14 protein-coding genes are annotated in these 15,582 nt (G+C 39.2%); 9 read left to right on the top strand and 5 right to left on the bottom strand.

The window, feature by feature from the left end; genetic code table 11:
- Positions 1–197: 197 nt before the first annotated feature.
- From I6F47_RS13300 to I6F47_RS13275, 6 genes are all read left to right on the top strand, one after another.
- Positions 198–1,691, top strand: a complete 1,494-nt coding sequence (locus I6F47_RS13300) for a peptide MFS transporter (protein WP_007581335.1) — start codon at positions 198–200, stop codon at positions 1,689–1,691.
- A 145-nt stretch (positions 1,692–1,836) separates the two neighbouring features.
- Positions 1,837–4,584, top strand: a complete 2,748-nt coding sequence (locus I6F47_RS13295; protein ID WP_197184001.1) for a metallophosphoesterase — start codon at positions 1,837–1,839, stop codon at positions 4,582–4,584.
- A 303-nt stretch (positions 4,585–4,887) separates the two neighbouring features.
- Positions 4,888–5,934 carry a 4-hydroxyphenylpyruvate dioxygenase gene (gene hppD / locus I6F47_RS13290; protein WP_010555129.1) on the top strand — a complete coding sequence of 349 codons (1,047 nt, stop codon included), beginning with the start codon at positions 4,888–4,890 and terminating at the stop codon, positions 5,932–5,934.
- Between the two features lie 136 nt (positions 5,935–6,070).
- On the top strand, positions 6,071–7,384 hold the full coding sequence (gene fahA, locus I6F47_RS13285; protein WP_165721314.1) for a fumarylacetoacetase: 1,314 nt from the start codon (positions 6,071–6,073) through the stop codon (positions 7,382–7,384).
- A 143-nt stretch (positions 7,385–7,527) separates the two neighbouring features.
- Positions 7,528–8,691 (top strand): M23 family metallopeptidase, encoded by a 1,164-nt coding sequence (locus I6F47_RS13280; protein WP_165721313.1) that lies wholly within the window; start codon positions 7,528–7,530, stop codon positions 8,689–8,691.
- Positions 8,681–9,163: a bactofilin family protein gene (locus I6F47_RS13275; protein WP_007581324.1), complete on the top strand. Its 483-nt coding sequence runs from the start codon at positions 8,681–8,683 to the stop codon at positions 9,161–9,163. Before I6F47_RS13280 ends, I6F47_RS13275 begins: the two co-directional genes overlap by 11 nt.
- A 21-nt stretch (positions 9,164–9,184) precedes the next feature.
- Here the strand turns inward: I6F47_RS13275 and I6F47_RS13270 are convergent, their stop codons facing one another.
- On the bottom strand, positions 9,185–9,658 hold the full coding sequence (locus I6F47_RS13270) for a hotdog fold domain-containing protein (protein WP_007581322.1): 474 nt from the start codon (positions 9,656–9,658) through the stop codon (positions 9,185–9,187).
- A 183-nt stretch (positions 9,659–9,841) separates the two neighbouring features.
- On the opposite strand from I6F47_RS13270, the gene I6F47_RS13265 reads away from it, so the two are divergent.
- The 3 genes from I6F47_RS13265 to I6F47_RS13255 all read left to right on the top strand — a co-directional run bounded on the left by I6F47_RS13265 (position 9,842) and on the right by I6F47_RS13255 (position 12,214).
- Positions 9,842–11,041 (top strand): multidrug effflux MFS transporter, encoded by a 1,200-nt coding sequence (locus tag I6F47_RS13265; RefSeq protein ID WP_101164158.1) that lies wholly within the window; start codon positions 9,842–9,844, stop codon positions 11,039–11,041.
- Complete coding sequence (locus I6F47_RS13260; RefSeq protein WP_101164159.1) at positions 11,038–11,682, top strand: LysE family translocator; 645 nt, start codon at positions 11,038–11,040, stop codon at positions 11,680–11,682. Before I6F47_RS13265 ends, I6F47_RS13260 begins: the two co-directional genes overlap by 4 nt.
- A 67-nt stretch (positions 11,683–11,749) precedes the next feature.
- On the top strand, positions 11,750–12,214 hold the full coding sequence (locus tag I6F47_RS13255; protein WP_002958191.1) for a methylglyoxal synthase: 465 nt from the start codon (positions 11,750–11,752) through the stop codon (positions 12,212–12,214).
- A 19-nt stretch (positions 12,215–12,233) separates the two neighbouring features.
- Here I6F47_RS13255 and yegD read toward each other — a convergent pair whose 3' ends face one another.
- The 4 genes from yegD to I6F47_RS13235 all read right to left on the bottom strand — a co-directional run bounded on the left by yegD (position 12,234) and on the right by I6F47_RS13235 (position 15,568).
- On the bottom strand, positions 12,234–13,598 hold the full coding sequence (gene yegD, locus I6F47_RS13250) for a molecular chaperone (protein WP_007581315.1): 1,365 nt from the start codon (positions 13,596–13,598) through the stop codon (positions 12,234–12,236).
- A 62-nt stretch (positions 13,599–13,660) separates the two neighbouring features.
- Entirely contained in the window at positions 13,661–14,503 is an 843-nt protein-coding gene (locus I6F47_RS13245) for a DNA ligase (protein WP_101217787.1), read from the bottom strand.
- Positions 14,504–14,536: 33 nt separating this feature from the next.
- Positions 14,537–15,193, bottom strand: a complete 657-nt coding sequence (locus I6F47_RS13240) for an HAD family hydrolase (protein WP_101217786.1) — start codon at positions 15,191–15,193, stop codon at positions 14,537–14,539.
- A gap of 75 nt (positions 15,194–15,268) precedes the next feature.
- Positions 15,269–15,568, bottom strand: coding sequence for a hypothetical protein (locus tag I6F47_RS13235; protein WP_101217785.1), 300 nt, complete (start codon positions 15,566–15,568; stop codon positions 15,269–15,271).
- Between the last annotated feature and the right edge of the window lie 14 nt (positions 15,569–15,582).

Here is a 15,582-nt window from a genome sequence, read left to right as displayed (position 1 = left end):
ATGTATACTTGAGCGCAATTGTAACTAGGATAAGGGTGTGTCTCTTACCTTGTGGTGTTACTGCCATATAGCAAATCATTATCTTAGCTACAAATAATATACTGATGGTCGAGCATTTTAGTGGTTACAAATTCTAAAATAGCTAAAGCAAAAAATTATAAGGCCATTACAACAATTCTTAAAGTTAGGAAGTAAATATGAGTTCAGCTCCAGATAGTGGTTGGTGTGGCCACCCTAAAGGACTTTCGACATTGTTCTTCACTGAAATGTGGGAACGAATGAGTTATTACGGTATGCGAGCTATGCTCGTATTATTCATGACAGCAAGCTTACAAGAAGAAGGCCTTGCCTTTACTGTTGCCTCAGCTGCTGCAATTTATGGTTTATACACAGGTGCGGTATACTTTTTAGGTTTACCAGGTGGCTGGCTAGCAGATAGATTGTTTGGCGGTCAAAAAGCAGTATGGTATGGCGGCATAATTATTATGATTGGCCATATTATTTTGGCTATTCCACATGATTATTCTTTCTTCATTGGCTTAATATTTGTAGCAACAGGTACTGGTTTGCTAAAACCAAATATCAGTGCAATGGTAGGCCAACTATACAGTGATACAGATGAGCGTCGTGATGGCGGTTACGCTCTTTATTACATGGGTATTAACATGGGTTCTTTAATCGGTTACTACGTATGTGGTTACTTTATGGAGAACGTAGGCTGGCACTGGGCATTTGGTGCGGCAGCTGTCGGTATGGCCATTGGTTTAGTTCAGTACAAACTCACACTTAATAACTTACCAGAGCACAGCGCTTTACCTGCTAATCCACTTGGTCCTAAAGGTACTTCACGTGCATGGATTGGTATTGCTGCATTTGTAATTGCAGCTGCTGCAGTTACTACGGCTGCAATGACCGGCGCAATTGTAATCAATCCAACAGTGGTTGCAGGTTACACAGCGATTGTATTTACTATTATCTTTTTTGTTTATTTTGGTGTTATTTACTTTACAGGTAAATTAACCGATGCCGAAAAACAAAGAATGTGGGCACTATTTTTAGTCTGTATTGCTTCTGCATGTTTTTGGTCTGGCTTTGAACAAGCCGGTTCTTCATTAAACCTATTTGCCCGTGATTACACCGACCGATTTATTGGTACGTTTGAAATCCCTACAACGTGGTTTCAATCATTAAACTCACTGTTTATTATTGCTTTATCGCCATTTTTTGCAGCACTTTGGATTAACTTATCTAAAAGCTTAGTGTCACCTAGCTACAGCGTTAAATGTGCAATTGGCTTAATTATCATGGCATCTGGCTTTTTAGTTATGTTTATGGCGGCTCATTACGCAGCTGAAGGTTTAAAAGTAGCGCCTTACTGGCTTGTTACTACGTACTTTTTACATACAGTGGGTGAGCTTTGTTTAAGCCCTGTAGCGTTAAGTGCTGTAAGTAAGTTATCGCCTAGACGTTACACAGGTCAAATGATGGGTGTATTTGTATTAACTTACTCGATTGGTAATATTATTGCGGGTTTACTTGCTGGTAATTTCGATCCGAATAATGTTTCTGAAATTCCTAACTTATACTTACAAATTGCATTATTTAGCATTGGTGTTGGTGCTGTCTTAGTACTAATGACCTTTAAAGCTAAAGTATGGGAAAAACAAGGGTTAGAAGAGAAAGTCTCTTAATTGTTGTTTATTTTAATATAACAACATAACCTAAACATTCCTCCATAGCCTCTATGGGGGAATTTTTTTATTCAACTTTGCCCTGCCCCCGTTAACTGATATTATGTCCTGATTGATTATTGAATAGACTCAGGGACAGCAGTATATGCATTCATTAACATTATTACGTGCCACTCTAATAGCATTTCTCCTTATTTTTTTATCTGCCTGTGGTGGAGCCGAAGATCAAGTTACAGTAAATCCAAATGATCCTGTAGAGCCTGAGCCTAGTGGCTTAATTATTACCAATGCTAATGGCTTACAAACGTCATTAGATGAAGGTAACTTTACTATCAATGCCCCTGGGGAAATAGTGGCTAACGATACTGAAATAACCTACGAAAAATTAGTCCTTGATGAGAATAATCAAGCAAAAAATATCATTTCAGATATACATACGCTTACCCCGAATACACTCCAACTTTCTAGCCCAATGACAATCACTATAAAAATACCTGACGACTATGTATTAGGCGGCCAATTAACTATTGCGCGTTTGAGCGGCGATTCTTGGTCAAGTATTACTAATTCAACGGTATCGCAAGGCTTTGTTAGCGCACAAGTAGACCAACTAGGTAGCTATGCAATAGAAATGCAACGTACTGTCGCGTTTTCTGATGTTGGCCCAACCTGTGATGCAAATGCAACAGAGCAATCTATACGATTTGTGCACGTTGCCGACATGCATTCTCGCTTTGGGTATCAGGAACAATATTTTAGCCGCATTAAAGCTTATTATAAAAAAGCGCTAAGCGAATCTCCGCATACATTATTTACCGATGGTGGCGATGATTACGAAAAAGGGACCGTTGCAGAGCAAATATCACAAGGCTTAGCCTCTGATGAGACCGTAAAGCTAATGGCTTTTGATTTACGTGTTTTAGGGAATCATGACTATGCATGGGGTCCTGAAAAGCTGCTTGAGTTTTCACAAGACGATAATGCCATTGTACTCGCCAGTAACACCCGCTTTGAGGGAGAACAAAATAAGAGTTTTGGCGGTGTGGACTTTGCTAAAGTACAGGTTGGCTGCATAACATTGGGTGTGTTTGGGATGACGTCAGTACCATGGGATGAACTTGACGAGCCAATTGAAGATGACCCTATTCCTGACTTTATAAAACAATTTAAAATGAGTTGGAAGTGGCAACAAATCGCACAAAGTATTGTAAGCCAATACAGCGGTGATGTTGATTACATGATAATGCTAAGCCACTTAGGTAAAGGAACTGACGTTGAGATAGCAACCAATGTGCCCGGTATAGATTTAGTGCTTGGTGGGCATACTCATGGTGGTGAAGACTTTATAGAGCTTGAAAATAATGCTTTAGTCATTCAACCAGAATTTTATGCTCGCGGAGTCACCGATTTAAATTTAGTATTTAATACTGCAGATAAAGCACTAAGTCGTTACGATTATCAACATGTAGATACGCGAACATCTATAGAACCTGACGAAGAAACCAAGCTAGCTATCGATGAAGTAATGGGCCGATATGCACCCGATGCTGATACAGAAATTGCCATTTCAGAAAACTACCCAAGTAGTTTTGAAGTTGCAGAAATAGCAGCACTTGCAACTAAACATTCAAGCTCAATCAACGCAGCGCTGCTTAACCCTGAACTTGTACAAAAAAGATGGACGCCAGGCACTGTTACACAAGAAGATTTTCACAAAGCATTTTATGTTGAAAGACAGCCTTCAAACACACCTGGCTTTAATTCGCTGTATCAAGTAACCGTTACAGGCACTGATTTAAATACAATGATTGCCAGCCAACCCGATTGGTTTGTGTTAAAGCCAGAAGATATTCAAGTAACGACAAATTATAATGTCGCTTTATTTAAAGGTCCGGCACTTAATCCAGATTTATTTTTTAGCAGTGTTACTTTTAATGATGTAAAGCCAATTGCCGAAGCATGGTGGCTACTTGATCAATACGCGCGCTTTAGAACAACTCAATGTCTTCACCTTGATACAGACACACAGCTTAATGCTTGCCAAGATGTTGCAAATATAACAACTTGGAACTTTGACGATCCAACAAACCCACTAACTCCAGACTCAGGCCCATCTGTTTTAAGCTACTTTGACCCAGAAAATGACGGTTGGGGCCCAGAAGATACACGCTATGAGACAACCACTGATCTTAATATTGCCGATTTAACTGATGGTCCTTCTGGTGTAATGGCTTTTACTCGTCACTCTCCAACAGAAGGCCTATTAATTACGTTAAACACAGCTGCAAATGGTGATTTTAAGGATGACGGGTTAGTGTCTGACTACACAATAGTTATGGATATAAACTGGCCATTGGAAACAAACGACATTTACCGCGCAATAATCCAAGCAGATACCGAAAACTACGATACAGATGACGCAGATATATTTGCAAGCCCAGACGGTGGGTACGGTGAAGCAACCAGCAATAGTGGATACTTTGGCGATACTGAACCAGGTAACTGGCATCGTATTGCCTTTGTATTTTATGCCGCACCAACAAATGGCGTATTTGAAATATACGTAGATGGTGAACTCGAAGGCGTTAAAGAAGAAGGTGAGATAAACCGTCGATGGGCACTTGATAAAACAATCCTGTTATTTACAGATAACAACTACGAAACCCGACCTGGTTACTTAAATGCATTACTCTATGCTGGTCGTGCTATGACTCGCGGTGAAATTAAAAGTATGGGCGGCGCACAACAAAAGTTGTCCTTTGAGCAACCAACGCGAGTGTTAAACCAAACGATTGAACGTCACTATCAAGCTGCGCCAGCGATAAAAACAAACCAATGGATTGAGCAACGTAACAAGTTCTTTGGTGGCAACTCTAAAAGTGTAAATAATTAAATACAACCAAGCTTTTGCTTGTTCATTCTAAAAGGAGGCTTCACGCAGGTGAACTCTCCTTTTTATTATTTAAAAACAACACATTAAGAATAAAAACCACTATTCAATCCTATACCATATAACTTCATTTTACTTAACTGTATTACAAACACGTAACTTTATAATAACCGTCCTATAAAATTTACACATACACTACACACTAAATAGTGCCCCCCTCTTCCCCAAATCAAGAATCTGGTTGATTATCTACTGCAATATGACAACAACACATAATCGCAGTGCTTAATTGCGGGAGTAATAATAATGAGTGAAGTAAATAACTATTTAGGTTTAGTCGGTATTGAATTTACCGAGTACGCAACACCTGATGCTGATTATATGGATAAAGTATTTACTGATTTTGGCTTCTCTAAGCTTAAAAAATTCAAAGGTAAAGACATTGTTTATTACAACCAAAACGATATTCATTTTTTACTGAATAACGAGCGTGAAGGTTTTTCTGCAGAATTTGCTAAAAGCCATGGCCCTGCTATTTGTTCAATGGGTTGGCGTGTTGAGAATGCGCAAAAAGCATTTGAAACTGCAGTAGAGCGTGGTGCAAAACCAGCCACTGATTCAACACATAAAAACATGCCTTACCCTGCAATTTATGGCATTGGCGACAGCCTAATTTACTTTATTGAAAATTTTGGCGACAAAGGCACTATTTACGAAAGTGATTTTGAAGATTTAGAAACGCAAAATGTTGTAGAAGATAAAGGCTTTATCCGAATCGATCATTTAACCAATAACGTTTATAAAGGCACCATGGAAAAATGGGCTAACTTTTATAAAGACGTATTTGGTTTTACAGAAGTACGCTACTTTGACATTAAAGGTCAAAAAACAGCGCTTATTTCGTATGCACTAAAATCACCTTGTGGCACCTTCTCTATTCCAATAAACGAAGGTAAAGGTAACGATAACAACCAAATTGATGAATACCTTGGTGAGTACAACGGCCCAGGCGTTCAACATTTAGCGTTTTTAACAGATGACCTAGTAAGTTCTCTTGATAAGCTTGATAAATCAACAATTGCAACGCTCGATATTATCCCAGAGTACTACGATACTATTTTTGACCGAGTACCTTGGGTTGCTGAAGATAAAGAAAAAATTCGTAAGCACCAGATACTCGTAGATAGCCAAAGTGAAAATTGTTATTTATTACAAATTTTCTCTAAAAACTTATTTGGTCCAATCTTTATAGAAATGATCCAACGCGTTGATGATGGTGGCTTTGGTGAAGGTAACTTCCAAGCATTATTTGAATCAATCGAACGCGACCAAGAGCGTCGCGGCGTTTTATAAAATATTTGAGTAAATTAAAAGCAGCGAACTTCGCTGCTTTTTGTCGTTTTAATATTTAAAAAGTATGGCGCCAAGTACAAGTATGATTAAATAAACTATACCTTGTCGCCATACAGTAAAATCCAAAGGAAATGTAATGAGCCTAATTAACGAAACCCACGATATTAATTTAACCAGCTGGGTAGAGTCAGCTAATGTTGATAATTGCGACTTCCCTATTCAAAACTTACCGTTTGCAGAGTTTCGCCGTAAAGGGTCTGATGAGGCCTTTCGTGGTGGTGTTGCAATTGGTGACCAAGTAATTGATTTAGCAAAACTGAGTAAATTAAATGTTTTAACAGGTGACGCTAAAACAGCCGCTGATGCAGCAAGTGAAGCAACTCTAAATACATTTATGGGTTTAGGGGGGCAGTATTGGTCAGCACTGCGTTTAGCCCTTTCAAAAGCACTAAGAGCAGGCTCTGAGCACCAACAAGCACTTAGGGATACGCTTGTTGCACAATCTGATATAGAGTTTTCTTTGCCTTGTCGTATCGGTGATTACACTGACTTTTACACTTCTATTTATCATGCTACAGCCGTAGGCAGTTTATTTCGCCCTGACAACCCATTATTACCTAACTATAAATGGGTACCCATTGGTTACCATGGTCGTTCTTCATCTATTGACGTATCAGGTCAAACATTTCATCGCCCTAAAGGCCAAACTAAAGCGCCTGATGCAGAAGTGCCGTCATTCGGTCCTTGTAAACGTCTTGATTACGAATTAGAACTAGGTATTTACTTAGGTAAAGGCAATGCACTGGGCGATGCAATCGCTATCGAAAATGCAGAAAACCACGTATTTGGCTTTTGTGTATTTAACGATTGGTCAGCACGTGACTTGCAAGCGTGGGAATACCAACCGCTTGGTCCTTTTTTAGCTAAAAACTTTGCCTCAACTGTATCGCCTTGGATTGTTACAACCGAAGCGCTAGCGCCTTATAGAACAAGCTGGACGCGTGATGAAAACGATCCACAGCCTATGGACTATTTAGAGTCAAAAGCGAATCGCGACCAAGGTGCTTTTGATATTCAAATGGATGTTAAAATCCAAACGCAAAAAATGCGTAGCGAAGGCCATAACCCAACGCGTGTATCAACATCTAGCTTTAAGCACTCTTACTGGACTGTGGCACAAATGGTTACTCACCACACAGTAAATGGCTGTAACTTTATGCCAGGTGACATGTTAGGTTCGGGCACTCAGTCTGGTCCAACGCACGAAGAAGCGGGTTCTTTACTTGAACTATCTCGTGGCGGTAAAGAAAAAATTACGCTAAGCAATGGCGAACAACGTAGCTTTTTAGAAGATGGCGATAACGTTATTATGCGCGGCTGGTGTGAAAAAGAAGGCTATGCACGCATAGGTTTTGGCTCTGTAGAGAGCACAGTACTGCCTACAAAGTAATACGAGTATTAAAAAAATTATTAAAAGGGCTGCTTACTAAAAGCAGCCCTTTTTTATTAATTTTTGAACAGTTACAATTTTTTTCTAGCTTTTTTAACTCAAATTGCTATCTTAATTCGGTTAATAGCCAGTGTTTATATGCCATGTCAGTATTTATAAAGTCTTTTTATCATAAATTTTTCCCAGCTCGTCAGCTACTTATTCGCCAAAATGGCGAAGTTAAGCATGTTGTTTTAGCCTCTTGGTTTCAACTTCTTGTAGCATCGCTTATTTTAGCCACTTTTATTTGGCTGAGTATTTCGAGCTTTCGTGTTTACACACAAACTAATAAAATATCTGACATAGAACAAAGTCAAATAAACAAGCAAACACTTTGGCAACAAAAAGTCAGTGAGCAACAAGCCCTTCAAGCAACGCAGTTAGAGCAACTTGCGATACTTGAGCAAAAGCAGGCGCTACTGCAAAGCATGATAGAGTCCCTTCCTGCTTCAATTAGCAAAGATGTTATTAAGCTTGATACAGAACTTGATGTACCTATTAATGAAAATGGCAATGAATTTCATGAGCCATTAGTCGATGAAAATCAAAAAGGTAAACAAGCACAGTTAATCGTTCCAATTACATTCGCAACAAGAGTGGCCAACTTAAATAATCATTATGAGCAAAGCTTTACCTATTTAGATAACCAAATTAGTGAACGTCATCAAGCCATTTTAGCTATGGTCAAAGGCGCAGGAATTGAGTCAGCGCTTGAGCAACACTTAATATTAAGTGCCCAAACAACCGCACAAGGTGGCCCACTTGATACATTTAACGAAACAAAAATTCCAAGCCACTTTTTAGCCATCGTTGATAAGTTATTAGCATTAAATAATTTAGAAAACTTTTTAACTGAACTACCAAACACCCTCCCCTTAGCTAAAGCTAAATATTATATTTCGAGTAGTTTTGGTCTTAGAAAAGATCCAATGAATAGTAATCATGCCTTTCATAAAGGAATTGATTTAGCCGGTTGGCATAAAACCGAGATATTTGCCCCAGCAGACGCTGTAGTGCTTCGTGCCGGTCGCAATGGTGGTTATGGTAACTTTATTGAGCTTGAACATAAAAATGGCTTAGTGACTCGATTTGGACACTTAAATAAAATTAAAGTAAAGAAAGGTCAATCAATCACTAAACATGATGTAATCGGTTTAATGGGCAGCACAGGCAGAAGTACAGGTACTCATTTACACTACGAAGTATTACTTAACGGTAAACAAGTCAATCCTCTAAAAATAACAAAGGCGCTTTCTCGTGTTTGGTAGAAAAAAACAAAAAACAGTTAGCTCTAATTTAAAAAGAGTAAATCACACTCCGTCTATTATTTCTGAAGACGTACGCCTTACAGGCACTTTAGTTAGCCAAGGTGAAGTACAGCTTGATGGCCGCATTGATGGCGATATAAAAGTGGAGCATTTAGTTATTGGCTCAACGGGTGTTGTTGAAGGTATTGTTGAAGCTAAAAGCGTTATTGTTAAAGGCAAAGTTATTGGCTCAATTAATGCCAGTGAAGTGAAAGTACAAAGTGGCGCTCATGTTCATGGCGATGTGTTTCACGATACATTGAGTATTGATGCAGGTGCAGTAATTGAAGGCAGTTTAAAACAGCGCTTTGAAAAAGAAGAGCCGGAACTAATTTCAAAAGAACTAAAACCCGCAAAAGAAGTTAAAGCATTATTGAAAGAAGATGGCAGCGACTTATCATTTGTAAATAAACAAGCCGCTGATAAAAACTAAGTAGAATCAGCTTTACGTAAGTTACCTTTTTTCAGTAATGTACATTGTAATATCTGCAGTGAAAACAAGCTCATTGCGGGTATTATACAGTTTAACCGGTACTACTAAGTCTTCTTTATCAATCCACTTATGCGGTAAATCAATTTCAGCGACTGCCCTTACATCTGTATCTACTTTAGCCAAATACCTAACTGTCATGCCTTTTGGGATCCAACGATGCGTTTTAACTGGCACTGTTGCATCAACCATTACACCTGCACACAATTCAGCTAAGTTACACTGCGCAATAGCATGAATAGTTCCAATATGATTATGAACGCTGCGACGATTTTTAACCAACGCACTACAATGCCCTTCTCGAAGGTCGAGCACGTAAGGTTTCATTGAACCAAAATATGGCGCTTTAAAGCAAACAGCTTTAGTAAAAAGCCAATTCCCAAAAGGTAGACGCTTAAATTTATGCCATGTTTGTACAAGTGCAGATTTATTACTCATTATTATTTTCCATCAACAGTTACTTTTTTCAAATTAACACATCAGACCAGTTTTAAAAAGTGCATTTACACTGCCTTTTTAGCTTAATCCAATCAAAAAATAAAAATGACAACCTATGCAGGGGTCATAAGCCCTTTCTTTTTTACGAGTGCCCACCTAAAATACTCGGCAAAAGGAGACTCAATGCAAACACAGCCCGCTAAACCTAATATGACTTTGTTACTTATCCTAGCGTTACTCGTTATATTTTGCCCTATGGCAATCGATATTTACTTACCCGCTTTTCCTACTATTGCAGAACAATTTGCAGTTACAGAACAACAAGTTCAGCAAACCGTTGCTATTTTTATGCTAACAGTAGGTTTAGGCCAATTAATTGCGGGGCCTTTGGCCGATAGGTTTGGCCGAAAGCCAGTGGCTATAGTAGGTATAAGTTTATATGCAGGCTCAGCATTACTTGCCTATTACTCGCCTTCTTTTGAAGTATTGATGATTGCACGTGCCCTGCAAGGTTTTGGAGCCTGTGCCACATTTGTTGTCGCATTTGCGATAGTACGTGACAAATATGGCAGTGAACGAAGTGGACAAATGATTACCTACCTTAACGGGATTGTGTGCTTTATTCCGGCAATGGCACCTATTTTAGGAGCTTGGCTTACCGTACAATTTGGTTGGCGTATGAACTTTATGTTTTTAACCGCGTTTGCCATTGTAGGGCTTGTTGTTACGCTATTCTTTTTTAGAGAAACTCGTCCTGCTGATAGCCATTATCAGGGGCATATTTTAGATTTACGTCGCTTTACACCTATTATAAAAACACCGGTATTTTTGTTTAATAGCCTAATTTGCATGGTCTCAATGTCGGCAATATTAGTTTATGTGACGCTAGCTCCAGGCTGGCTTATTACGCATTTAGGCGGCACTGTAGCCGACTTTACTTTTTGGTTTACGTTAAACGCCGTAATAAGTATTGTCGCTAGTTTTATTTTACCAACGTACATTAAACGAAATAGCCAACGTGCTTTGCGTGTCGGTGTGAGTGTACTGGTTTTTTCAGGTGTTTTAATGCTAGCCCTTAGCGGTATAGAGACGGCATTTGCGCTTATGTTACCTATTTTAATTGCAGCATTAGGCTTTGCTCTAAGTTTAGGCTCAGCTGCAGGTATGGCTCTGTCGAGTTTTCCTAAACAAGCAGGCACAGCCTCGGCATTACTTGGTGCTATGCAAATGAGTGGCGCGAGTATACTCGTTGTTTTAACCCAATATTTGGGGTTAAGTACACCGTGGTTAATTGCTTTTCATTTATTATTACTAGTTCCGCTTTGGATTATTTTAATGAGCAAAAAAGCACATACTTTACACCCAACTAAAAGCGCTCAATGATCAATCCTGATTTTTTAGCCTCGTTTTTATTAGCCAGCTTTTTAATGGCTGTAGCACCTGGGCCATCAAATGCATTTTTGATGGCACAAACATTTGCTAATGGTCGAAGCGCCGGTATGCAAAGTGCTTTTGGTTTTGCATTAGGTGGGGTTATTCATACTCTATTTGCTGTTGTAGGCCTAAGCGCAGTCCTAAAAGCTTCCCCAAGTGCCTATGCCGCAGTGCAATATGTAGGCGCAGCATATTTATGTTATTTGGGATTTATGATGATTAAAGGCACGCTAAAGCAGCCAGAGCCTATATCTGATGACAAGCAAACCGATAAACCGCATATAAGTACCAGTAAAAAAAGTAATGTCATGTTTCAAGCCATGATGACTGAAGTGCTAAACCCTAAAGTGGCGCTGTTTTTTATTGCATTTATTCCGCAATTTGTAGATCCAACGCTTTCATCTGCTACTTTTCAACTCGCTTTTTTTGGCTTGCTTTACCCTATTTTTGCTTTTCCGATTGACTGCACGTATATTTATTTTGGCGACAAAATTGCACAGTTTTTTAGACGTAACCCAAATAGCCAACTTTGGATTGATAGGATCACCGGCATTGTATTTATAGCCCTTGCTATCAATCTATTATTTTAACTAACCTGCACTTTGGTTAAGAGATTTATTACCCAGAGTTTAAGCTAACTAATAAAAAAGAATCAGCATGGAACAAAAAACACAATCTCTTCCCGCACAAAAAAATATTGCTTTAGTTGCCCACGACGGTAAAAAAGCAGCATTAAAATTATGGTGTGAAAAGCACAAAGAAATACTAAGTAAGCACACTTTATATGGCACAGGTACTACCGGGCATTTAATTCAAAAAACCACGGGACTTGATGTGGTTCAGCTATTAAGTGGTCCTATGGGCGGCGATCAACAACTTGGCGCTAAAATAGCTGAACATGAGATACATGTTTTGATATTTTTTTGGGACCCATTAGCATCACAGCCTCATGACCCTGATGTTAAAGCACTGCTGCGTTTAGCCGCTGTTTGGAATATTCCGGTGGCGTGTAATGAGGTGAGTGCAGATATGTTATTAAGCTCACCACTTATGGATGTAGAGCTTGAACGTACATTGCCAGATTACGAAAAATACCTCGCAACCCGACAAATAGATCTTTAAACCTCAATTGTAATCTAGGTTATTTATAAAGCATGCTGGCCCATTTAGTCAGGCCAGCAGTTACACTACCAAAGTGGTCCCCGTTAACCATTTTTATATTACCTAAGTGCTCACTTAAAGCCGCTTTAATCAATGGTGACTGTGCACTACCGCCTGTTAAGTAAATAATGTCTGGCGTGGTCGCAGCGTCGCTGATTGCTTGTTTTGCTAAAGTAACTATTTGGCTAATACTACTCTCAACGGCAACAGCTAAATCGCTTACCGATACATTTTTATTCAGCCCACTATCTAAAAAGCTTAAATCACAATCAAACGCACTAGCTGATGAAAGTGCTATTTTAGCCGCTTCACCTTGTTGTACTAACTGATGACCCTGCTTGTTTTGCTGTAAATGTATTAAACGCTTATAAAGCTCAGGTGCACTTACATCACGTAATTGTGCATTTAGCTCTCGGGTATGGCTTTCACTATAGAATTGGCTTTGTAAATTTACATCGTTAATTTTACACGCTTGCCAAAACGCTTGATTAGGCAAAGGTAGACCTGATTTAAACGTACTGCCTAAACCCAATAACGGCATTAAACCATGAAAGCTCAAAGCAATATCTAAATCGTTTCCGCCAACACGTTTACCACTGTGAGATAAAAAGTCGCCATCGCGCTGGCTATTTCCTCTAAAGCTTGGGCCCATTTGTACAAATGAGCAGTCACTTGTACCACCACCAATATCAATAACGAGTACTTTTTGATCCTGAGTTAAATCACTCTCGTAATCGATACCCGCAGCAAGTGGCTCATATAAAAACTCTACGTCTTTAAAACCAGCGCGTTTAGCAGCGCGTTCTAAAATACCGACCGCTTGTTGATTTGATTGCTCACCACCCACAGCTTGGAAGTTTACTGGGCGACCAATCACTGTTTGTGTAAGTGTTTTACCTAAAGAGAGCTCAGCGCGTTGCTTAATTTTTAAGATCATCGCGGTTGCGATATCTTCAAAAAAGTTAATTTGACCTTGCTTTAAACCTGTTGCGCCAAAAAATGATTTAGGGGACTTAACAAAGTAGCCTTCTTCAGGGAACTGCACGTACTCGCTAATCGCTTCACGACCAATAAATAGGGTTTCATCTGAAGGCTGTAAATCAAGGTCTGACTTAATACGAGGTAAGGTATTTAATAATGCTTGGCGCTGTGTTAAAAAGTCATGCTCATGGGCTGTGCCATGTAAGTGCTTAGCAACAAAGTCAACAACCAAGGCACTGTGATGAGTGTAAAGTGTAGACGGTAAGTAATGTTTTCCTTGCTCTAGCGGTACTAATTGAACATTACCCTCGCTCATTACACCCATAGCACAATTAGAACTACCGTAATCAAAACCTACAAACATACTTCACCACACATTACCAAAAAGGCCGCGCAATTTAGCACACTTTGTAAAATTTATAAATGTTATAAATTATCTCTAACTCGTAAAAAACTAGCAAAACGCGGTAACCCGTTTTTTGTTAAGCCATGATACCGGTACGTTACAGCGCTGCCTATCTCAGGTGGAGTGGCGCGCTCTGCATCATTAAACCCAGTACCAATTGAAAACACCTGCCCTTGTGCTGTTTTTACTCTTAATGCACCTAACATACCTTGGTATTTGCCTTTACCTGGTAAGTGCGCAATTACAATCGCTTCTGCATCTAAATAAGGCTTTAATTTTAGTAATGCACTGCTTCGCCCATTGCTGTGCTTAGCACTGGCCAAATGAAGCATTACACCCTCGCCGCCCTGCTTAGTTATATTTTCAAAATACTCTGTGAGCTGCTCATTATTAGTAAAGCTATATTGAACTACAACGCTAATGTGCGGCGAGTTTAGGCTAGTAATAAGCTCATTATAGTTTTTATAGCGAATGCTAAAAGGCAGGGTTTTATCTGGCATATCAAATACTTTATAAGTAATAGTTTGCCAATCATGATTATTAGGGGTTTTAGTTCTTACTATGCCACTAAGCGCAGAAAAGTGCTCACGTTTGGTCCACAGCTCACCATCAAGCCATACGTTTGGCAATGGCGCTGTAAACCAACTTGGCGCATTAATAATATTACCCTTGCGAGTAACAAACTGCGTGCCGGTCCATACAGCTCTTACGCCATCATATTTTTCACTGACTAAATATTTACTTACATCGTAATGCTTAGTTTCGTCATATACTTTCGCGAGTAAAACAGAGGGTTGTGCTGCACTTATACATTGCGTAAAAAGTACAAAAACAATTAAAAACAGGTGTTTAATAGTAGACATTAGCGCATCCAAGCAAGTAAAAGTTGGCTTAAACTATAGTTGAGATTGCACCCATTGCCAAAACTCATCTAAGTTACTCATTTTATAGGTAGCTTGGCTAAAATCGTGATCTTTTGTGTGGCTATTAGCAATGGCTACAACACGTAACAAGGCGTTATTGGCCGCCGTAACGCCGGTAAATGTATCCTCAACGGCGATTGCATTGCCTGCCTGTATATTTATCTGCTTAAGTGCCAGTAAATATGGGTCTCCAGCAGGTTTAGGATTAGTTACATCGTCTTTTGTTACCACCGTGTCAAACAGCTCATAAAATCCTAAACCTTTAAGTATTGGCATAGCTTCACTTTTAGCACTGCCCGTTACTAGCGCCATTTTTAAGCCACTCGCTTTTACAGCTTTCAACGTTTGCTCAGTAAACGGCATTAGTGGTGGTAAATGTGTTATTACATATTCGCCAAATAAACTGTATTTTTCATCCGCTAAAAACTGTGCGCTTACTGATAAGTTATGCTCTTGCTTAATCTCTATTGCAGCTTCTAAAGTGGGTCGTCCTGAAAAGCGCTGACAAAAATTACTTTCTAAATAACTAACACCATAAGGCTTAAGTAGTTTACTCCAACATACAAAGTGCATGCTTTCTGAATCAACTAATGTGCCATCCATATCAAATAATACTGCTTCTAATGTCATCCTCATTCCTTATTTAACCTAAGCCAAATTTTGACAATAAAAAAGGCGCCTTAAGCACCTTTTATTAAATTGTTGTTATTGCGTTAAGCCTGCTGGTGGCTCACCCGTTGCTTCCTCACCTGTTTCAACATCAACAAGCTCGTAGCCACGCGTTTTACGCATAACTTTAAGTACAGGCTTTTCAAATGCTGTTTTTAAACGATCTGAGTCATCTTTCAACTCATCAAGTGTTGTACCAAAAGGGGCTGCGCCTGTTTCTGACCAGTTAGTCACTTTACCGTTCAGATTATATTCTACTTCGTGTATTTGATATTGCGCTGCTTCATCTTTCGTTGCTTCACAAAAAATTACACGGTAATTCCAAAATCCAGCCATTGCTCTTCTCTTTA

Source organism: Pseudoalteromonas sp. NZS37, assembly GCF_015864265.1.
GTDB classification, from domain to species: Bacteria; Pseudomonadota; Gammaproteobacteria; order Enterobacterales; family Alteromonadaceae; genus Pseudoalteromonas; species Pseudoalteromonas arctica.
This window is presented reverse-complemented; position numbering and strand designations above follow the sequence as displayed.